This is a genomic window from Arthrobacter sp. 10T425 (genome assembly GCF_056393985.1).
The window spans coordinates 199,307-219,716 of the sequence record NZ_JBFTGZ010000001.1; the positions used below are offsets into that span (position 1 = coordinate 199,307).

Annotated in this window: 18 protein-coding genes; 8 read left to right on the forward strand and 10 right to left on the reverse strand. The window is 67.8% G+C overall.

The window, feature by feature from the left end; genetic code table 11:
• The first annotated feature begins 12 nt into the window (after positions 1 to 12).
• Positions 13 to 759 (forward strand): lipoate--protein ligase family protein, encoded by a 747-nt coding sequence (locus AC1DDH_RS00985; RefSeq protein WP_476930870.1) that lies wholly within the window; start codon positions 13 to 15, stop codon positions 757 to 759.
• Here the strand turns inward: AC1DDH_RS00985 and AC1DDH_RS00990 are convergent.
• The 3 genes from AC1DDH_RS00990 to AC1DDH_RS01000 all read right to left on the reverse strand — a co-directional run bounded on the left by AC1DDH_RS00990 (position 717) and on the right by AC1DDH_RS01000 (position 5,069).
• Positions 717 to 2,330 (reverse strand): carboxyl transferase domain-containing protein, encoded by a 1,614-nt coding sequence (locus AC1DDH_RS00990; protein ID WP_476954658.1) that lies wholly within the window; start codon positions 2,328 to 2,330, stop codon positions 717 to 719. The two genes, AC1DDH_RS00985 and AC1DDH_RS00990, sit on opposite strands and share 43 nt — an antisense overlap.
• On the reverse strand, positions 2,324 to 3,577 hold the full coding sequence (locus AC1DDH_RS00995; RefSeq protein WP_476850027.1) for a CaiB/BaiF CoA transferase family protein: 1,254 nt from the start codon (positions 3,575 to 3,577) through the stop codon (positions 2,324 to 2,326). The genes AC1DDH_RS00990 and AC1DDH_RS00995 overlap by 7 nt, the downstream gene beginning before the upstream one ends.
• Before the next feature lie 82 nt (positions 3,578 to 3,659).
• The gene (locus AC1DDH_RS01000; RefSeq protein WP_476873904.1) at positions 3,660 to 5,069 is read right to left on the reverse strand and encodes an SLC13 family permease; all 1,410 of its coding nucleotides are present in this window, start codon (positions 5,067 to 5,069) and stop codon (positions 3,660 to 3,662) included.
• 123 nt (positions 5,070 to 5,192) lie between these two features.
• Here AC1DDH_RS01000 and AC1DDH_RS01005 point away from each other — a divergent pair, with 123 nt between their 5' ends.
• Positions 5,193 to 5,900, forward strand: coding sequence for a FadR/GntR family transcriptional regulator (locus AC1DDH_RS01005; protein WP_476856831.1), 708 nt, complete (start codon positions 5,193 to 5,195; stop codon positions 5,898 to 5,900).
• Positions 5,901 to 5,912: 12 nt separating this feature from the next.
• Complete coding sequence (locus AC1DDH_RS01010) at positions 5,913 to 7,232, forward strand: carboxylesterase family protein (protein WP_476954659.1); 1,320 nt, start codon at positions 5,913 to 5,915, stop codon at positions 7,230 to 7,232.
• A 29-nt stretch (positions 7,233 to 7,261) separates the two neighbouring features.
• Here AC1DDH_RS01010 and AC1DDH_RS01015 read toward each other — a convergent pair whose 3' ends face one another.
• The 3 genes from AC1DDH_RS01015 to AC1DDH_RS01025 form a co-directional block, all read right to left on the reverse strand.
• Complete coding sequence (locus tag AC1DDH_RS01015; protein ID WP_476954660.1) at positions 7,262 to 7,816, reverse strand: hypothetical protein; 555 nt, start codon at positions 7,814 to 7,816, stop codon at positions 7,262 to 7,264.
• 104 nt (positions 7,817 to 7,920) lie between these two features.
• Positions 7,921 to 8,487 carry an N-acetyltransferase family protein gene (locus AC1DDH_RS01020; protein WP_476954661.1) on the reverse strand — a complete coding sequence of 189 codons (567 nt, stop codon included), beginning with the start codon at positions 8,485 to 8,487 and terminating at the stop codon, positions 7,921 to 7,923.
• Positions 8,488 to 8,610: 123 nt separating this feature from the next.
• A complete protein-coding gene (locus tag AC1DDH_RS01025; protein ID WP_230008836.1) occupies positions 8,611 to 8,868 on the reverse strand; it encodes a DUF1387 domain-containing protein in 258 nt (85 codons plus the stop codon).
• Positions 8,869 to 9,109: 241 nt separating this feature from the next.
• Between AC1DDH_RS01025 and AC1DDH_RS01030 the strand changes: the two genes are divergently transcribed.
• Together AC1DDH_RS01030 and AC1DDH_RS01035 are read left to right on the forward strand one after the other, a co-directional pair.
• Entirely contained in the window at positions 9,110 to 10,096 is a 987-nt protein-coding gene (locus tag AC1DDH_RS01030; protein WP_476954662.1) for a GNAT family N-acetyltransferase, read from the forward strand.
• Between the two features lie 23 nt (positions 10,097 to 10,119).
• A complete protein-coding gene (locus AC1DDH_RS01035; RefSeq protein ID WP_476850019.1) occupies positions 10,120 to 10,671 on the forward strand; it encodes an N-acetyltransferase family protein in 552 nt (183 codons plus the stop codon).
• Positions 10,672 to 10,716: 45 nt separating this feature from the next.
• Here AC1DDH_RS01035 and efeB read toward each other — a convergent pair whose 3' ends face one another.
• Positions 10,717 to 12,129 (reverse strand): iron uptake transporter deferrochelatase/peroxidase subunit, encoded by a 1,413-nt coding sequence (gene efeB / locus AC1DDH_RS01040; protein WP_476954663.1) that lies wholly within the window; start codon positions 12,127 to 12,129, stop codon positions 10,717 to 10,719.
• Positions 12,126 to 13,046 carry an iron uptake system protein EfeO gene (gene efeO / locus AC1DDH_RS01045; RefSeq protein WP_476954664.1) on the reverse strand — a complete coding sequence of 307 codons (921 nt, stop codon included), beginning with the start codon at positions 13,044 to 13,046 and terminating at the stop codon, positions 12,126 to 12,128. Before efeO ends, efeB begins: the two co-directional genes overlap by 4 nt.
• Before the next feature lie 214 nt (positions 13,047 to 13,260).
• Here efeO and AC1DDH_RS01050 point away from each other — a divergent pair, with 214 nt between their 5' ends.
• Both AC1DDH_RS01050 and AC1DDH_RS01055 read left to right on the forward strand, forming a co-directional pair.
• A complete protein-coding gene (locus AC1DDH_RS01050) occupies positions 13,261 to 15,819 on the forward strand; it encodes an AMP-binding protein (RefSeq protein WP_476954665.1) in 2,559 nt (852 codons plus the stop codon).
• Positions 15,820 to 15,851: 32 nt separating this feature from the next.
• Positions 15,852 to 16,340, forward strand: a complete 489-nt coding sequence (locus AC1DDH_RS01055) for a hypothetical protein (protein WP_476954666.1) — start codon at positions 15,852 to 15,854, stop codon at positions 16,338 to 16,340.
• Here AC1DDH_RS01055 and AC1DDH_RS01060 read toward each other — a convergent pair.
• Positions 16,330 to 17,619, reverse strand: a complete 1,290-nt coding sequence (locus AC1DDH_RS01060) for a cytochrome P450 (RefSeq protein WP_476954667.1) — start codon at positions 17,617 to 17,619, stop codon at positions 16,330 to 16,332. The genes AC1DDH_RS01055 and AC1DDH_RS01060 overlap by 11 nt on opposite strands.
• Positions 17,620 to 17,673: 54 nt before the next feature.
• Complete coding sequence (locus AC1DDH_RS01065; RefSeq protein WP_476954668.1) at positions 17,674 to 19,305, reverse strand: FAD-dependent oxidoreductase; 1,632 nt, start codon at positions 19,303 to 19,305, stop codon at positions 17,674 to 17,676.
• 291 nt (positions 19,306 to 19,596) lie between these two features.
• On the opposite strand from AC1DDH_RS01065, the gene AC1DDH_RS01070 reads away from it, so the two are divergent.
• Complete coding sequence (locus AC1DDH_RS01070) at positions 19,597 to 20,385, forward strand: GNAT family N-acetyltransferase (RefSeq protein ID WP_476954669.1); 789 nt, start codon at positions 19,597 to 19,599, stop codon at positions 20,383 to 20,385.
• Positions 20,386 to 20,410 lie beyond the last annotated feature (25 nt).

Consider the following 20,410-nt stretch of genomic DNA (forward strand, 5'->3'; position numbering starts at 1 on the left):
GAGCATAACAACATGCCGCAGGCGCCAGCCGGGTCCCGGACACTGACGGTGGTGCGGCAGCAGGAATCACTTGGCGCCGCGGCCGACCTCGACTTCGCGCTCGGGCTCCTCCAGAAGGTCAAAACCGGCTCGCTGGGTCCCACCCTGCGGCTGTACCGGCCGGTTCCCACGGTCGCCTTCGGCCAGCGCGACACGCACCTGCCAGGCTTCGAGGCCGCCGCCAACGCCTGCCGGCAGCTGGGCTTCGAGCCGCTGGTCCGCAAGGCCGGAGGCCGCGCGGCGGCGTACCACGAGCGAACCCTCGTCATCGACCACCTGGAACCCGATGCGGACGCGATTGCCGGGGCCAAGGGGAGGTTTTCGCGTTTCGGCGAACTGCTCGCCGGGGCACTGCGCGACGCCGGGGTGGATGCCGGCGTCGGTGAGATCCCGGGGGAGTACTGCCCCGGGGAGTTCAGCGTGCACGGCAGCGACCCGGAGGTCCCCGAGCACCGGATCAAGCTGGTCGGCACCGCCCAGCGGGTGGTCGCCGGCGGCTGGCTCTTCAGCTCCGTGATCGTGGTGGCGGACTCCGCCCCGATCCGCGCGGTCCTGGAGGCCAGCTACGCCGCCCTCGGCCTCGAATGGGACCCCGCGACGGCGGGCGCGGCCGATGACCTGGTGCCGGGCCTGGACGTCGAGGCGGTCGAGGCCGCGGTGATCGCTGCCTACGGACGCTACGCCCCGCTCAGCCACGCGGAGTTCTCGAGCCTGCTCTGAGCCTCATCTAGCGGTGACCCCGCCGGGCGGCGTCCCTCCGCCGGCGCAAGGACGCTGCCCAGGTTGCGGTACTTCGCCAGGCGCCGGGGGAGCAGTTCGTCGACTCCTGCCTTGGAGAGCGTGGCGAGTTCGTATTCAATGGCGCGGCCGAGGCGACTGCAGAAGGCCAGGGCCTCGTCGGCGGCGTTGGGGCGTTCGTCCAGAATGTGTTCCACAAGTCCGTTGGCGTGCAGCGACGCGACGTTGACGCCCTGGGCCTCGGACATGGCCGCGGCGAAGCCGGTGCTCCGATGGACGATCGCGCTCGCGCCTTCCGGCGGCAACGGCGACAGCCAGGCGTGCTGCGCGGCGATGGTGCGGTCCGCGGGCAGGAGGGCCAGTGCCCCGCCGCCGGCCCCCTGCCCGAGCAGCACGGACACCGTGGGTGCGTTAATCCCGATGAGGTCGTGCAGAGAGCGGGCGATCTCGCCGGCCAGGCCGCCTTCCTCGGCTTCCTGGGACAGGGCGGCGCCGGCGGTGTCGATGACGGTGACCAGCGGCAGCCCGAGCTCCTCGGCTAGGCGCATGCCGCGCCGGGCCTCCCGGAGGGACGCCGGCCCCATCGCCGTCTGTCCCATGCCTGTCGGCCGCGTCGCCCGGGGCCGGGTGTGGCCGATCACGACGCAGGATTCCCGGCCGAAACGGGCCAGGGCCAGCTGGAGGCCGGGGTCCTTTTCGCCCTGGCCGGTGCCGTTGAGCGGAAGCACGTCCCGGGCCCCGTGCGCCAGCAGCTGCCGGACATCCGGCCGGCGGGGGTCGCGGGAAATACCGATGGACTCCCAGGCGCCGGCGCCGGACGGCTTCACGGACAGTGTGGCGGGCGCGGCGACCGGCGGGCGGGGGCCGGTGACCAGGATGCCCAACGCGCGGTCGACGACGTCGGACAGCTGCCAGGGCGGGACCACCGCGTCAATCAGCCCTTTGTCGAAGAGGTTCTCCGCCGTCTGGACGTTCTCCGGGAACGGGGTGGCGTGGAGGGCCTCGTAGACCCGGGGTCCGAGGAAGCCGAGCAGGGCGCCGGGCTCGGCGGCGGTGATATGGCCGAGGGACCCCCATGAGGCCATGACGCCTCCCGTAGTGGGATGACGCAGGTAGACCAGATAGGGCAGCCCGGCCTTGCGGTGGGTGCGGACGGCGGCGCTGATCTTGACCATGGAGAGGAACGCGACGGTCCCTTCCTGCATGCGGGTCCCGCCCGACGCCGGACCGGCCAGGAGGGGCAGGCCCTCGCGGGTGGCCCGTTCGACGGCGGTGACGATCCGTTCCGCGGCGGCCTGGCCGATGGAGCCGGCGAGGAACCGGAACTCGCTGACGATCACGGCCACCCGGCGGCCGCGGATCAGGCCTTCGCCGGTAAGGACGGATTCGTCCACGCCGGTCCTGGCCCGGGCGGCGGCCAGTTCCTGCCGGTACTCGGGGCCGGGATCGGGGTCCAGCACGGGCGCGTCCCAGCTGCGGTAGGACCCGGGATCGAGGACCGCGGTGATGAGTTCGGTGGCGTCCAGGTGCCGGACCTTCTGCCGGGTCAGCATGCCCGGGGGCCTTCCTGGCCGGTGACTGTGGCCGCGCCCGCTGGGGTGCCGGGTGTCAGCCCCAGCCACCGCCGGATCTGCTCCCCGTCCTGGTCCAGCAGCGGCGGCGCGGTGTGGGATTTCAACGTGGTTTCGGTGGTGCCGGCGGCGCTGAAGAACCGCAGCGGCGGGCCGGGCAGGCTCACGGTGCCGAGGATTTTGTGCTCGACGTCGACCACCAGACCCTGCGAGTGGACCTGTTCCCATTCGTAGACTTCGTCCAGGGTTCTGACCTTGCCGGCCGGAATGCCGGCGTCGTTGAGTTTGGTGAGCAGCGGCTCCGCCTCGAAATCGGAGAACACCCGCTCCACTTCTTCGATGACTTTCTCGCGGTTGCGCACGCGGTCCGCATTGGTGGCGAACTCCGGCCGCGCGGCGTCGATCCCGAACGTCGAGGCGAACGTTTTCCAGAGCTTTTCGCTTCCCACGCTGATCTGCACCCTGCCCTGCCGGCAGTGGAACAGTCCGTAGGGGGCAATGGACGGGTGCTGGTTGCCCTGGGCCTTCGGCACTTCGCCCGCAACCGTGGCCCGGGTGCCCTGGAAGGCATGGACCCCGATCAGGGCCGCGAGCAATGAGGTGCGGACGATCTGGCCCTGGCCGGTCCGCTCACGCTGGAGCAGCGCCGCGAGGGTCCCGAACGCCCCGTACATGCCGGAGAGGAGGTCGGCGATGGGAACCCCGACCCGCTGCGGATCGTCCGGCCCGGATCCGGTCAGGGACATCAGCCCGGCCTCGCCCTGGAGGATCTGGTCGTAGCCGCTGCGCTGGGATTCGGGCCCGTCGTGCCCGAATCCTGTGATGGAGAGGACCACCAGCGCCGGATTCAGGGCGTGCATCTGCGCGGCGGAGAATCCGAGCCGGTCCAGGACGCCGGGACGGAAGTTCTCGATGACCACGTCGGCGCGTTCCAGCAGCTCACGCAGCACTGCCCGCCCGTCGTCGCTCTTCAAGTCCAGGGCAATCGATTCCTTGTTGCGGTTGCAGGAGAGGAAATACGTGGCCTGCGGATCATCCTCGGGGCCCACGAACGGCGGTCCCCAGCCGCGGGTGTCGTCGCCGGTACCGGGGTTCTCCACCTTGATCACCCGCGCGCCGAGGTCAGCCAGCATCATCCCGGCATGCGGGCCGGCGAGCGCGCGGCTCAGGTCCACTACGAGATAGCCGGTGAGGGGGCCTTCGGCGTCGGGCATGGGTTCGGTGCTCATGGACGTGTTCCTTCTTTGGTCGGTCGTGGCGGGCGCGCGGTGGGCTTGCGCGGTTGGTTGATTTGTCGGCTGCATCCAGCGGTCACATCCAGCCCGGGACTACCATGACCAGCCAGGCGACGGCCGGTCCGACGGCGACGACGATGCCGCTGTAGGCCAGGATCTGCTTGTAGAACCTGTCCTTGTCCACGTCCTCGGGCGCGTTGGCCAGGACCAGGGCGCCGTTGGTGGAGAACGGGGACACATCCACGATCGTGGAGGCCACGGCCAGGGCGGCGATCACGCCTACGGCGCCGACCTCGCCGGTGGCCAGGAACGGCACCGCCAGTGGAATGAGGGCCGCGAGGATGGCAGTGGAGGAGGCGAAGGCCGAGACGATTGCACCGATGTAGCAGATCAGCAGCGCGGCGAGCAGGGGCATGCCGAGATCCGCCACTCCGCCGGACACGAATGCGATGGTGCCGGCTTCTTCGAGGACGCCCACGAACGTGAGCATGCCGCAGATGAGCAGGACCGTGGACCAGCTGATCTTGTTGACGGCGCCCTTCTGCGCTGCGGGAGACACGAGGGCGAGGACGATCGCGATGGTGATTGAAACAAAGCCGACGTCCACCTTGAATCCGAGCGAGATCACGGCCAGGGCGATCAGGCCAAGGATGGTGATGAGCTGGGGCATGGATGCACGGGCGCCGCCGGCCGGAGGTGCGCCGGCCGGGGCGGGACCGGCAGCCGAGGATGTGCCAGAGCCTGAGGTGCCCTTGGCTGAGACGCCGGCGGCGGAGATGTCGGATCCGGATCCCTGCAGCGTGACGCCGGCCGCGCGGGCACCCACGCTGACGGACAGGCGCTTTTCTGCGGCCTGTTCCACCATCCGCCCGCCCGGGGTGGACAGCAGTTTGCCGCCGCCGAGGACGACAAACAGCACCAGCGCGATGGCCAGGTTGAAGAGGAAACTCGCCAGGAAGATCGCCATCGGGTTGGCGTCCAGCTCTGTCCTGGCAATGATGCTGTTGACGGTGACGCCATAAACGGCGATGGGGGAGAAGCCGCCGGCCTGCGCGCCGTGGATCACCATCATGCCCATCATGAGCGGATTGATTTTGTGTTTGGCGGCGAAGCTGAGGGCGATCGGCGCGATGATGGCCACGGCGGCCGGGGAGAGGGCGCCGACGGCGGTAATCACCGCGGTGATGGCGAACATGACCCACGGGATCAGGGCAACCTTGCTGCCGACCAGCCGAACGGCGCCCCGGACCAGCAGGTCGATGGTGCCGTTGTTTTGCGCGATGGCGAACAGGTAGGTAACCCCGACGATGGTCAGGAACAGGCCGCCGGGGAAGTTGGCAAGGATCTCGTTGGTGGACATCCCCAGCACCACGGAGCCCAGCAGGAAGGCGCCGACGAAGGCCAAGGCACCCATGTTGAGCGGCAGCACCGTGGCCAGAAGGAACATCACCGCCAGGATGATGATGGACAGGACGGGAGCGGACATCGTTGTTCCTCCGGATCGAAGTGGCTCGTGACTGGCTTAGTGGCCTAGCCTCCTAGACACTAGGTGTCTTTGTCAATAGTTCTCCGGTAGTCTTAGGGGTCAGGACAGGCTGGAAGGACGCGCATGGCAAAGCAGGCGGCAACGCATCAGATTTCCCGCGTTTCGCGGCCCCGGCTTTACGAGCAGCTGGTGGAGCAGATCATGGACTTCATCGAGTCCGCCGAGCTGGGCCCCGGGGACACGTTGCCGGCCGAGCGGGAACTTGCCGAGCGGTTGGGGGTTTCCCGTGCCACCCTGGCGCAGGCCCTGGTGGCCCTCGAGGTGCTTGGCGTGATCGACGTCCAGCACGGCACCGGAGCGGTGCTGGTCTACCGGCCGAACGTTCCCTCCGTGATCAAAGGCCTTCGCGAACACCGGAGCCGTCTGCCTGAGATCGTTGAGGCGCGGAGCACGCTGGAGGTCAAGCTGGCCGAACTGGCCGCGGCCCGCCGCACGGAGCAGGACATGGACGCGATCGATCACGCCCTCGAAGCCATGGCGGCAGAGGTCGCCTCGGGAGACCGCGGCGCACGCGGCGACGAGCTGTTCCACCAGGCCGTCACCGCCGCGGCCCACTCGGCGGTCCTCGCCCAGCTCATGACCTTCATTGCCGGCATGGTCCTGGAAACGCGCCTCGAATCGCTCGCACAGCCCGGCCGGCCGGAGCAGTCGCTCGCCTCCCACCGCAAGATCGCCGACGCGATCAGGTCCCGGGACTCGGCGGCCGCCGCGGCGGCGATGCTGGAGCACATTGATCTTGTCTCCGACGTTGCCCTCCTGAAGAACAGCTAGACCGGAATAAACGTGAACCTTTCCTTCGATCCGCCGTGTGGCCCGATCACCGGATGGCGCGACGGCGCCGTCGTGCGTGCCGCCGGCATTCCCTACGCCACCGCGGAACGCTTTCAGCCGCCCGCGCCGGCACCCGACTGGGCCGAGACGCTCGAGGCGACATCCCTGTCTCCGGCGTGCCCGCAGGCGCCGGTGCCCTTCCTGGATGACGTGCTCGGCACCCGCTACGGCGAACTTCCGGGCAGCGAGGATTGCCAGCGCCTGACCATCACCCTGCCTGCCGATCTCCACGACGGTGAACGGCTGCCGGTAATGGTGTGGCTGCACGGCGGGTCCTACACGTCCGGTTCCGGGGATCTGGCGATCTTCGACCCCGCAGCGCTGGTTGCCGAAACCCGGGTGATCGTCGTTTCGGTGACCTACCGGCTGGGCCTCTTCGGATATTTGTCCACCAGCACCGGCCGTCCCGCCAATCTGGGCCTGCTCGACCAGATCGAGGCGTTCCGGTGGGTGCAGCGCAACATCGCGTCCTTCGGCGGCGATCCGGGCCGCGTCACCGCGTTCGGGCAATCCGCAGGGGGCGACGCCGTCGCGCACCTCATGGCGACCCCTGACGCGGCGTCGCTCTTCCAGCGCGCCATCATTCAAAGTGCGCCGCTGGGCATTACCCGGGGGCGGGAAAGGATGACCGCCGCCATGGGGGTGGCCGCGGAGGCGGTTACCGCCGCGACTCCGGCGATGGACGTCGTCGCTATTGAAGAGGACGTGGCGCGGGCGGCGAGGAAGTTCGGTCTGATGGCTGCCATGCCGTTCGGGATCCAGTACGGGCATTCACCCCTGCCCGAGGAATCCGGGCTTGACCGGGCCTGGAATGCCGCTGCCCCGGCGATCGACATCCTGATCGGCTACACGGCGGAGGAAGCCCGGCTGTTTCTGCCGCGAAGCCCGCGCCTGGGCCGGCTGGCGAGGATTCCCGTGGTCGGCAGCGCAGTGCTCAAGGCAGTCACCTGGGTGGTTACGGAATTGGTGTACGGCAAAGCGGCCAGGCAGTTTGCCAGGCGGCATGTACGTGCGGGCGGCCGGGCCCACAGCTACGTGCTGTCCTGGCGCGCACCTGGAAATCTCTATGGCGCCGCGCACACAGTCGACCTGCCCCTGCTCTTCGGCCACCAGCGCACGTGGGAAGGTGCCGGACTCCTGGCGGGGGCGACGTGGGACGAGATCAATGCCCATGGCCGGGCGATGCGGGCGCTGTGGGCACAGTTCGCCTACGGGGAAGGCCTCGGGTCCCGGGGAGAGATTCCCGGCTCGCTCCGGTACCGCTCGGTCTGAACTCCCGAGGCATTGCCCGGCGTGCGCTGTCACCCCCGCTGGATCAGGACCGCAGCGATCACCCAGAGGAGCGCCGCGACGCCGGTGGCGAGAACCGGGCGGTTCCACGTCGTGGTCACTGTTCCACCGGAGGAGTGGAGTCCAGCGGCGCGGGCGTCGTGCCACGCCTGGGCGATCCTGTCACGGCCGGTGACTACCTCCGGCTGCCGGATGCGCTCATTGCCGGGGAGCATGCTGTGTGGCCGGCTCTTCAGATCGCTGACATGCTGAAAGCCGGAGTCGAACGAGCCCGGCGGGGTCGGAGCGCCCCAGCTGACGTACTTCTTGCCCGCGGCCCTGACGGTGACGGCATAGCGGACCTCGATGTCCTCAACCGTATCGAACGGTATCCGGTGGTCGCGCAGTCCGTTGATCAACAAAAACCCGCCGCTCTCAACGCGGAGGCACGGGCGCCACTGGACTGCATAGACGAACCAGGACACCAGAACCAGCCAGGGGGCGGCGTCCATCGCGGCACTGGGTTCTCCGCTGGCCGCCAGCCAGTACAGTGTGCCGGCAGCACCGGCCCATACGGTTGCGGCCACGGGCCGGCCCGACGCCGAGCGGTGCGTCCGGGCTCGCCGCGCGGACCGCTGAGTGGATGCTGGGCAGTCCGTCCGCGGCAGGTGCACGTTCTCTTTTGACACTTTCAATGGTCCCCCTCCATCGCCCGGGCCGTCGCCGGGTTGAGAGCAATGTAGCGCACGCCGTGTCCGGATCGGTGGTCAAGGGTGAAGCCCGGATACTCGGGAAAGTCGCCCACACGATCGGGGGTGAAGCCGAGTGCCTCGTAAAAGCCGATGGCGGAGGGACTTGCCTGCCAGTCCAGGATCATTGGCTGTGGCCTGGCCCGTGACCAATCGAAGATGAAGTTCATAAGGGCCCGGCCGGTGCCGGCCAGACGCGTGTCGGGGTCTACAAAGACGTCATGGACCCGGCCCGTCGTGAAGTCAGCCCGCAGGCCCGGCCCGAAATCCTGAGCGAGGCCGTAGCCGAGCAGCCTGGTGCGTGCCGGAGCCACAGGGAGGCACCATGAGGCGTCGGCAAGGAACCGGGCGAAACGGCTATGGAAAACCTCGGGCGGAACCTCCTGTGCGGCTGGAGTGAAGGCGATGGACAACCGGCGCACCTCCGCCGCGTCTTCCGGCCTCGCTGCGCGCACCACCAGCCTCTCGAACGTCACAGGCCGCCCCTTCCTTTGAATCATCGCCGACATTCGATCAATCCTGTGGACGGAATAGTTGATGCCGCGTTTGCGGCTCAGCGCAGCATAGATGCTGCAGCGACTATTGACATAGTCAATTTCAGCTGCGGTGACCCGGCCGAAATACGGGAGTGCTTACTCAGTGAGCTCGGCCAGAACTTCGGCCGCGTCCGTATTGCCGGCGGATGCCAGACGCCGAAGCTCGTCCAGATCTTCCTTCTCAGCGGCGAGTTCAACCAGCTGATCCTCAGCGTCGCGGCTGCCGCCGTCGGCAAGTTGCCGCAGCTCCTCGAAATCTTCCCGCTCCGCGGCCAGCTCGATGAGCTCGCCGATGGCGTCGTTGTCACCGCGGGCAGCCCGCTCACGGAGAATGGAAAGTTCAGAATCTGACATGGCGTGGCCTTCCAAGAAAACGGTTCTGCTGGACTCTTCTGGCCCGAGGAGGGATTTGACCTCATCGCGATCGGGGGGGGGGGGGAGGCATACAGGGTGTGAGTGCAGGCTACCGCGCCAAAGGAATCGGCCGAAAGCCTCTGTTCCTGTTTCCAACCGGTCGCTGGGTGGGATAACACCTGTTTCCTTGTTAGAAGATGCCTTCCGGAAGCCGCAGCTTTGAAACGAATAGACTGCCAGGATGCTGACCGGACAAGCAAAAAATCTGGTGATCAATCCGGCGACAGCCGCTGATGCGGATCACTTCACAGCCGACGCGCCATGGGCCAGAGCCGATGAATGGCGTCCCGGGGGATCATCGCTGGTGGCAAAGTTCGGTGCAGAGCCAGTGGGGATCGCTGTCTCAGCCACCAACCGCGTCCATCCAACTCGGGACACGCCCAACGTTTTCGTGCGTGAGCAATACCGGCGGCAGGGTATCGGTTCGGCACTGGTGAAATCCATTCAAGGGCGTCGTTGGATGCCACTGTCCGTCAAAGCCCATCCGGGCACGGTTGCGCACGAGTTTTACAGATCGCTGGGAGCTGTGCGCTATCAAATGTGTCCGCCCGAGCAGATCGATACCGCGACCATTGAAGTGCTCCGATGGGCAAACGAAAACCGCTGTGGCGGCATCCTCACAGGAGATCGAATAGCTCTGGATCAACTGAATGAAGCATGGACGGAAATGTATGAAATCGTGCACGCGCCATGGTCACCTACTGGGTCGCGCGCGACACTCCTCGCTGAATTCCGCCCCATGATCCAGAGAGAACTGGACCGGTCCCGAAGCGTATTCGTCGTCAGGAATGACCGGATAGCTGCGGCGTGCTTTGTCTTCGGTACTGCCCGGGATCCGGAAGTGGAGGCAATATGCGAATCCCTGGACCAGACCAACCGCTTGGCGCGTCTCGACGTCGCCGCCTGCATGGCAGAAGTTCTGGTGAGCGCCGGGGGTACCCCAGTCCTGTTTGACGGACACATCACCGACCCACACTTCTTTCCGATTCTCCAACTAATTCCGGGTGTTTCGGGCCGGGCACTGGAACTCCTCGAAATTCCAAGGAATCGGGTCTCGCTGCAGGAGTCGATTCGTGCTGTGATGTCTGCGTGGCTCCTCGCCGCAGCCAGCGTCCTCGTCATCAGCTACCTTGCCCGCCGCCTCGCGCGCGCCGCCCGGCACCGGTGACCGCAGTTGATAGATTCTGGACCATGACCACTCCGGACATCAGTGTCAGGGCAGCAACCGTGCACGACGCCGCACGGCTGGCCGAGATCCACATCGCGGCCTGGCGGGCCACTTACCGCGGCGTCATGACCGATGAGTACCTGGACGGTCTCGACGTCGACCGCGCGGCATCCGCCTGGCGCCGAAACATCCTTGAACCCAGGCAAGGGACCATTCACCTCGTCGTCCAAAGCGCCGATGCGGTTGCCGGGTTCGCCATCCTCGGCCCTGCTGCCGGCGACCCGGACCCGGGAACCGGTCAGCTCCACGCGATCAACGTGCATCCGGACTGCTGGGCGCAGGGCGTAGGTTCCGTCCTGTTCGCGGCCGCGGAACAACAGCTGATCGAACTCGGCTATGACCGGGCATTTCTCTGGGTTGAGAAAGGCAACGATCGGGCTATCAGCTTCTACACCAACCGCCGTTGGCTCGACGACGGAGGGACCCTGGAAGATACGAGATTCGATCCGGCTGTGGCCGAGAAGCGCCACAGCCGGGTCCTCCCGCCCGGAACGGTCCCGTCTGCCACGCAGTGAGCTCTTCGGCTCCCGGGCGGCTGCCCGCAGCGGTGACTGCCGCCATCATGCGAAGAGACCTTCGCCGATGAAGCCTCCCGCCCGGATGCCCGGCGGAACCGCGAACAGGCCCGAGCCGGTGTGCTTGAGGTATTCCAGGGCCAGTGTGTCCTCCTTCGCCATGGCCAGCTGCATGGGCACATAGTGGGTCCTGGGGTCCGTGACGAACGCGATGAAGAACAGTCCGGCGTCGAGGTGCCCCAGGCCGTCCGAGCCGTCGGTGTAGTTGTAGCCGCGCCGGAGCATCTTGATGCCGTCGTTCTGGCTCGAGTGCGCGAGCCTGACGTGGGCGTCCAGCGGGATCAGTGGTTCCCCGCCGCGCCCCTGGAGCTCGAAGTCGGGGGCGGTGAATTCCTCGCCGCCGGAGAGCGGGGCCCCGGCGCCCTTGGTGCGCCCGATCAGCGCTTCCTGTTCCCGCAGCGAGGTGCGGTCCCAGATTTCGATGTGCATCCGGATCCGGCGCGCCACGAGGTACGTGCCGCCGGCCATCCAGCCCTCTTCCGGGCGCGTTCCCTGGCCTGCCCACACGTGCTCCCCAAGCAGGGCGGTGTCCTCGGCTTTGAGGTTGTTGGTGCCGTCCTTGAAGCCGAAGAGGTTCCGCGGGGTGGCCTGTGACCTCGACGTGGAGGACGTCCGCCCGAAGCCGAGTTGGGACCAGCGGACGCGCGACTGCCCGAAGCCGATGCGGGCAAGGTTGCGGATCGCGTGGACGGCCACCTGGGGGTCGTCGGCGCAGGCCTGCACCACGATGTCGCCGCCGGTGCGTCCCGGCTGGAGGTCGTCGCCTGGGAAGTGCGGCAGGTCGATCAGTGCGTCCGGGCGGCGCCCCTCGAGTCCGAAGCGGGCCTTGCCGTCCTTCTCGAACAGGCCGGGGCCGAACCCGAAGGTGAGGGTGAGTCTGCCGGCGCCGAGGTCCAGGGCCTCACCCGTGTCCTCGGGCGGGGCGTCGTAGGGGCCATCGACGGCGCCGCTGCTGCCCGTGCTGCGTCCCTCGGTCATCGCCACGGCGGCGGCCGTCCAGTCTTTCAGAAGCCGGATGAGCTCTGCACGGTCCTCCGTGACGAGGTCGAAAGCTGCAATGTGAAGGCGGTCCTGGGCCGGCGTGACGATGCCGGCCTGCCGGTCACCGTGGAAGGCGATGATGTCGCCGGGCTCTGCCACGGGGGCGGCCGCGGCCTCGACGGCGTCGTGACTGAGGAAGCMAACCGCCAGGCCGGCGACGGCGCCCGCGCCGCCGGCTCCTGCCAGGGACAGGAGCCCGCGGCGGGACAGCCGGCCCTTTCCCGAACCGGGGGCTGCGGGCGGCGCGGGCATGGCGGCGGCTCCCGGTGGCTTGGCTGGTTCCGGTGCGCTAGCTGATTCGGGGGCGCCGCCGTCGGGGGTCTGGCGGGGGCTGCCGCCGAAGGGGCAGCCGGTCACGGGGCTATTGCCGAAGCGAGCTTGGCCAGGGGCTCGCCCAGGGCATCAACCAGGGAGGCGAGTTGCTGCACCTGGGCCTGGCTGAGGTCGTTGTAGTAGACGAAGCCTGCGCCGGTGGAATGCTGCTTGAGCCCGGCCTGCAAGGCGGCGAACTTGGCCTCGAGCGCTTCGGCCAGGGCCGGGTCCTTCTGCTGCAGCGCAGGCAACAGGCTCTCGAAAGCGGTCCGGGCTCCGTCAACGTTGGCCTGGAAGTCCCAGAGATCGGTGTGGGACCAGATTTCTTCCTCCCCGGTAACTTTGCCGGTGGCCACCTCGTCCAGGAGTTCCTTGGCGCCGTTGCCGATCTTGTCCGCGGAGAGTTCCACGGTGCGGGTCCGCTGGGCCAGGTCCTCGGTGTCGGCAACAAGCTGCGTGGCGATGGCGGCACGCTCCGCCGGTGCGAGGGGAGTGTGGCCGGCCGGCGGGAACAAGTCCTTCTCGGCCCGGTGCCAGCCGGTCCATTCCTGGCCGGGTGCGAGGTCGGCTTCACGGGCATCGAGCTTGGGGTCCAGGTCCCCGAACGACTCGGCGACCGGCTCGATACGCTCCCAGTGCATGCGCGTGGCGGCATAGAGTCCGCGGGCCTTCGTCGCATCCCCGGCGGCGTAAGCCGCCGCGAATGACCTCGTGCCGGTAACCAGCTGATCGGTCTGATCCACGACGAAAGCGGAGTATTGCCGGGTGCCGGTGTCCAACAGGCCCTGAAGATGGGCGTCGACGCCGGTACTGCTCGTGACCTGGATGGGTCCGGCGGCGCCCGGGTCCTTTGGGTTGCCCATACAGCCGGCCAGGGCCAACGGAACTGCGGTTGCCGCGGCCAACAGGGCAAGCGTCTTCCGGAACCGGGGGGCATTTTTGGGCAGGGGGATGCTGGGCATGGTGTTTCCTTGGATCGGTGGGGTGGAGCAGTGCGGTGCGGTGCGGGGGAGTGGAGGCAGGGGTACGGGACCGAGTGGGCTTCCCCGGCAACATTGCCGATGCAATCCCGACTTAGGTACACCTAAGTAAGGAGGATACCGATTCGCGGCGATTACGCAAACCTTTCGTACCCTAATTTGGATTAGGTAAGCCTAATCTAATAACATCGTCCGGGTGACCACGCAGCTTGACTTCATGCGGGTGCCCTTTGCCGTCGATCTTGCGAGCTACGGGGACAGCCCAGCCATCCTTACCGACACCCTGGCAATGACGTACCGGGAGCTGGCGGAGCGGGTCGATGCCTTCGCCCTCCGGCTTGGCACCACACGGCGCCTCGTGGCGCTCGCCGCAGCCAACGACCTCGACTCTCTGGTGGTCTATCTGGCGGCCCTGGCCGGCGGCCACCCGCTGATCCTCCTGCCGGAGGACAAGCCGGCCGCCCTGGAATCCCTCGTCGCGGCCTACGACCCCGACGTCGTTGTCCAACCCGGCAACGGGCAGCTCCTGCTGGACGAACGCCGGACCGGCACCCGCCACGAGCTTCACCCGGACCTCGCGCTCCTGCTCAGCACCTCCGGATCCACCGGCTCGCCCAAGCTCGTGCGGCTCTCGCATGCGAACCTGCAGTCCAACGCCGAGTCGATTTCCGAGTACCTGAACATCGGGCCCGACGACCGCGCGGCCACGACGCTGCCCATGTCCTACTGCTATGGGCTGTCCGTGATCAACAGCCACCTGCTCCGCGGCGCCGGACTGGTCCTGACCGGCCTTTCCGTGGTCGATCCGTGCTTCTGGGACCTCTTCCGAGGCCGCGGGGCGACGTCTTTCGCGGCCGTTCCGTACACCTTCGAACTACTCGAGCGGATCGGGTTCGCGGACATGGATCTGCCCAGCCTGCGCTACGTCACCCAGGCCGGGGGCCGACTGGGGCCGGACTCGGTGCGGAACTACGCCGAACTTGGCCGCAGCAGCGGCTGGGAATTTTTCGTGATGTACGGCCAGACCGAGGCGACGGCCCGGATGGCGTACCTGCCTCCGGAGCTGGCGGCCGAGGTGCCGGGCGCGGTGGGCGTCCCGGTGCCCGGTGGCTCGTTCCGGATCGACCCCGTGCCGGGGCTGGAACACGGCGAACTGGTCTACAGCGGCGCCAACGTCATGCTTGGCTACGCCGAATGCCCGGAGGATCTCGCCGCGGGCCGGACCGTTGCGGAGCTCCGCACCGGCGACCTCGCCAGGCTGCACCCGGCGGGCGTCTACGAAGTGGTGGGCCGGCGCAGCCGGTTCGTCAAGATCGTGGGGCTGCGCGTTGACCTGGGGCAGGTGGAGCGGCTCCTGGCTGACCTCGGTGTGCAGGCGGCCAGCGCCGGGACGGACGACGGCGTCGTCGTCGCCGTTGAAGGCGACCACGACGCGCACCTGCTGGGCAAGGTCCTCGCCCAGGGCATGGGGCTGCCGCGAGCCGCCCTTGAGGTGCACGCCGTCGACCATCTCCCGCGCCTGGCAACGGGCAAGCTCGACTACAGGGGCGTCCTGGCCCTGTCCGGGCCGAAACCCGGGCCGGCACCCGCCCCCGCAGCGGAAACCGGCGCGCCGGACAACAATGCTCCGGACAGCGTCCGGAAGATTTTCCAGGACGTGCTGGAGTGCGCCGACATCGCGGACAGCGACACGTTCGTGTCCCTGGGCGGGGACTCGCTCTCTTATGTGGCCGCGTCGGTGCGGCTGGAACAGGCGCTGGGCCATCTCCCGCGGGACTGGCACGTGACGCCGGTCCGGGATCTGGAGCCCCGGCCGCGCACTGCACCGGGCCAGACGCGTCGTCGCTTCTTTGCGCCGGTGGAAACGAGCATCGTGCTGCGGGCCGTCGGGATCGTCCTGATCGTCAGCACGCACGTTGGGCTGTTCAGCTGGCAGGGTGCGGCCCACGTGCTCATGGCGGTGGCAGGCTACAACTTCGCACGCTTCCAGCTCTCCGGGAAGCGGATCCCGCGGCTGCGGAGGCAGCTGTCCAGCTCGGCACGAATCATCGTGCCGAGCATGGCGTTCATCGCGGTGGCGTACCTGATCACCGACAACTACTCACCCGCCAATATCGTGCTGCTCAATGCCGTCCTCGGGCCGGAGGGGGTGAGCACCCAGTGGCATTTCTGGTTCATCGAAGTTCTTGTTTACCTGCTTGTGGGGTCCGTGGCACTGCTTGCCGTTCCGTGGGCGGACCGCGCCGAGCGGCGCTTCCCCCTGCTCTTTCCGCTGGCGCTGACCGGCGTGGGGCTCCTGACCCGGTATGAGCTGGTGAACCCCGGGGTGCCGCACACGGCGCCTGCTCTCTGGCTCTTCGCGCTGGGTTGGGCTATCGCACGGTCCCGGACCATCGCCCAGCGTTGCCTGGTCTCTGTCGTTGCAGCAGTGACCGTTCCGGGATTCTTCGAGAACCCCGGCCGGGAGGCCACGCTGCTCGCCGGGATCCTGCTGCTCATCTGGCTGCCCAGCATTCCGGTGCCGAAGGTCCTCCGCTGCCTCTTGGTGGTGCTCGCCGGCGCCTCCCTCTACGCGTACCTGGTCCACTGGGTGGTCTATCCGCCGCTGGCCGGGATCAGCCCTGCCTTGGCCGTGGCAGGCTCGCTGGCCGCGGGGGTGGCCTACTGGGCGTTCTGCCTGCGCTTGATGGGGGCGGTCAACCGCCGGCGGGCAGGCGCAGGCAACGATCCGGGTACGAATTCAGCACAACAGTAGGCGCCGACTGCTGTACCAGCGACACTGACGGCATGGTTCTCTGTCTGAAGGACCGTGGTCGGCGCTCCGTGATCCGTGCCACGATTGGTGCATTGGTGCTGGCTGCCTCGATCTCGGGGTGCGCGTCGTCCAGTGGTGGGGAACCGCCGTGTTTCCCGCCCGCCTATTCGCTGACCCCGTCGGAAGCCAAACCGGGGCAGAGCGTGACGGTGGCAGCGCCGGACTCTGACTGCAATCCCCGCTACGGCAAGAACGCCCGCATCCAGGTGAGCGTCACCGACGCCACAGGCGTGGAGGTTGTCAAAACGACCACCGCCATGAACGACGCCGGGGGGTTCACCTATACGTTTGTCGTTCCCGCCCGGACAGCTGTGGGGGATGCCGCCGTAACCGCGGTGCCCTACAACATTGACTGGTGCGATGACACCGGCAGGAACAACCGCGTGGCGGGCGCTGGCGACCTACGACTGGAACGGGTGTCCTGTGTGTTGCCCATGAAACCTCTAACCGTCACCCGCTGAAGTGCATTTTCCGGGCGACTGTCGGCAAGGGCTTACCCGGGGCGAGGACGCCGTCGATGTCTACCGGGAGGTGGGACGGGCCGCGCAGGAACGGGCTCGGCCGGTACGGCGGTGGGTCCGAGACCAGCCGCGGGTTCTCCAGCCTGGTGGCGAATTCAGTGAGCGCGATCTGCGCTTCCAGCCGGGCCAGGGGCGCCCCGAAGCACAGATGAACCCCGCCCCCAAAACCGAGGTGCTGGTTGTTGGCCCGGTCAGGGATGAAGAGCCCCGGGTCAGCGACGTGGGCGGGGTCGCGGTTGCCCGCAGCAAGGACCAGGGTGAGGGAGGCGCCGGCCGGGATGGTGGTGCCGGCGATGTCGATGTCGTCGAGGGCGGTGCGGAACGGGACGAAATGCACGGGCGGCTCGTAGCGGAGCAGTTCCTCGACCATCGGGATGGCCAGGCCGGGGTCAGCGCGAAGCCTCTGGAGCTCGGCCGGGTGGCGGAGCAACGTCAGTACGCCGTTGGAGATGAGGTTCACGGTGGTTTCATGTCCGGCGATGAGCAGGAGAAGCCCGGTGCTCACCAGTTGTTCGTCCGGCATGCGGCCCTCCGGGCCATCGTCGGTGGCCATCGCTGAAAGCAGGTCAGTCCCCGGGGCCTGCCGGTGGGCGTCGACCAGCTCTTGCATGAACGCTCGCAGTTCCGTGCCGGCTTCAATCCTCTTCTTTTGCTGGGTTTCGGGATCGAGTCCGGGATCGGTCGATTGCAGGGCCAGGTCCACCCAGACCCGGAAGCGCTGTTCATCTCCCGGGGGCACACCGAGAAGTTCGCAGATCACCGTGACGGGCAGGGGATACGCCAGATCATCGACGACGTCGATCCGGCCGCGGTCCGACATATTGTCGACCAGATCGGTGACAATTTCCGCCATCCGCGCCTCCATCCCGGCCACCCTGCCAGGCGTCGTGGGCGGCCCGAAATGCCGCATGGTGATCCGCCGGAACTTGTCGTGATCAGGGGGATCCATGCTGAGGAAAGTCGGCGTCATGCCGGCGCCGTCCCCGTCCCCGTCCTCACCGACGGCGGCGCCCGCCGCGGCGGCAGCCGGGTTGCGGGTTATGTCGGAGCTGACCCGTGGATCGTGCAACAGGGCGGCGATCTCCGCGTAGGTGCTCACGAGATAGCTGCCGTCCGGAAGTCGTCTCACGGGGGTTTTGCGGAGTTCGTCATAGAACGGGTAGGGGTTAGCCCGGTTGGTGTAGTCGAGGATCTGCTCCCAGGTGCTGGGCTCGGCCATGGCGAAGGCTCCTTGGGTCGTGGGCCGGTGGCTGCAGGCCTCCGGTGCGGCGCTTTACGGGAGGCGGCGGTCAGTCAATCTGGCGCGCCGCTCATTGGGATAGTGACCGGTCACGACGACGGTCGCATCCTGGGTGGGGCTGGCGGCGGGCTGGAACCCGGCCGGCACGGGCTGCGCATCCTCGGGCTCGTCAATATGGTGGAACGACGGCGGGAAGGGCGCCGCCTGGTCAATCAGCGGTTCATAGAAGTCAAGCCATTTGTTCTGGTTGAACGCCACTGCAGCCACGATCCGGCCCTTGTAGCCGTAAACGGCCAGGAACCGCCGAGATCCGACCGATCCTTGCACGATGGCGACCTCATCGGCGACCGAGGGCACGCCCACGCTCTTGATTTCGGTGCCGAACTGGACGGACCAGAATTTGGGCACAGCCAGGTGCGGCCACCGTTCGGTTTCGCCGCTGACCATATTGTGCGCTGCAACCTCGGCCTGGGAGATTGCGTTGCCCCAGTGTTCGACGGCGAGGAACTGGTAGCCGAACATCGGCTGCGGGGCGCGGGATACGTCGCCGGCGACGAAGACGTCATCGGTGACCAGCCCGTTGACGTCGAAAGCCCGGCAGCCGGCGTCGCACGCGACACCCCACACGCCGCTCGCCAATCCGGAGCCTGCGAGCCAATCACCGTTACGAACGGTCCCCAGCGCGGCGACCGCGATGTCCACGTCAAGTGTTGTGCCATCGGAGAGGCGGGCGCGGCGCAGCTGTCCGCCGGCATCGCCTTCCAGTGCAACGACCCTGACGCCGCAGCGCAGATCCACGCCGTTCTCGATCTGAAGCTCTCCGGCAATTGCACCGATCACGCTGCCGAGCGCCGCGCCGAGCGGTGCCGGGCCTGCCTCCGCCACGGTGACCGGCAGGCCAAGTTCGCGGCACACCGAAGCGACTTCGCAGCCGATGAACCCGGCGCCAATGACCAGGACCCGGCGAGGGCGCGCGGCCAGGAGCTGCCGAAGCGTTGCCGCGTCTTCCCGGGTCCGCAAGGTCAGCACGCCTGCCAGCGCCGCCTCCGCCGCGTTTGGCCAGGACCGGGCCCGCACCCCAGTGGCGATCAACAACTTGTCGAATCCGATCCGGCCACCGTCGGCGAGATGCACCTGCCTGGCGGCGAGATCCAGACCCGTGGCCGCGACGCCCAGACGCCAGTCGGCGTCGATTGCCCGGCGGCGCGGCAGCGACGTGTCATCGGACGGCACCGACCCGGCCAGGACCTGTTTCGACAGCGGCGGCCGGTCATACGGCTCGTGCGCTTCCTCACCAATGAGAGTCAGCGAGCCCGTGAACCCTTCCTCGCGCAGCCGCTCCGCCGCACGGAGCCCGGTCAGTGACGTGCCCACGATGACAATCCTGCCGGATCGAAGGAACGCGCCCCCGTTGCCCCTTGCGGCAGCGGCCGTTCCCGGGGCTTCTTCGGGAGGCCGCGGCCTGTTCGGCTCCTCAAGCTGGTCGAGCCGGATGGCCTGAACGGGGCAGGCCGCGGCTGCCCGCCGGATCCTCGTGCGCTGCGCCTCGTCAGGGTCCGGGTCGTAGGTAAGTGCCTCGTCCCCCTGGATCGTGAAGACCTCCGGGGCGAGGAAGGCGCATTGTGCGTAACCCTGACACTTAGTGAGATCGACGACGAGCCTCATGCCGAACTTCTCCCTGTTTGCTCAAGCCAATCGAGTCTAAGCCTCGCGGGCTGGCCGCGGAAGAGGCCTGCGGCCGGGTACGACGAGGCTGCGGAGGCCCTCCAGAGCGGAGCGTGGGGGATCTTGCGGCGGGGGCGGACCTTCGCCACGTGGCCGCGCTGGGGGCGGCGGCAGGAGTGCAGGTGACACCTAGCCATCGCTCCGGCCGGGTTGCCCTCAGTGAGGGAACTTGAGCGCCGGGTGTCCTATGTCCTGTATCCGGCGTCCGGCGTGGCTGTAGGGTGGACGCCGATGACTCTTTCTGAAGAACTTCTTGTGGCGTACGACCAGCAACTCCGGACAGCTGCAGAGACGCCCGGTACCAGCGGCGTGGAACGGCTGGGTCCGCTGCGGCTGGTGACCTTCGCAGGCGGCAGGGGCTTCGTGACCTATCAGAACCTCGATGGGGCCAACGCCCTGACGATCGCGCAGTGGGTAGCCGAAGCGCTCGCGTTTTACCGCAGCGATCCCGCAATCGTGCGGGTCGAGTGGAAAACCCGTGGTCACGATCATGCGCCCGGACTCCACGGGGCACTGCTCGACAACGGATTTGAGCCTGATGAGACCGAGTCGATCATGATCGGACCGGCAAACGCCTTGACGGTGGACGTCCAGCTCCCGCCCGGCGTCAGCCTGCGGCCGGTGAGCGCAGAACGGGACATCCGCGCCATGAGCGCGATGCAGGACGAGGTTTTCGGCGTTGACGTCTCCGACGGCAACGCCGACGCAATCCTGAAACGCATGGCGCGCGACGACGGCATGGAACTGTGGGTAGCCGAACACGAAGGACTGATCGTGAGCGCGGGCCGCCTGGAGCCGGTGCCGGGTACCGAGTTCGCGGGCATCTGGTGCGGGGCGACGCGATCAGAATGGCGTGGTCAGGGTATCTACCGGGCCCTCACCGCCGCCCGGGCCGGGGCCGCGCTGGCCCTCGGGAAGAGACTCATCCACAGTGACTCGACTGAATATTCGCGACCGATCCTGGAACGCTATGGATTGCTGCGAGTCTCAACGACCACCCCGTACCGCTGGCGGCGCTGAGGGCCCAAGCGCACTGGCGCGGTAC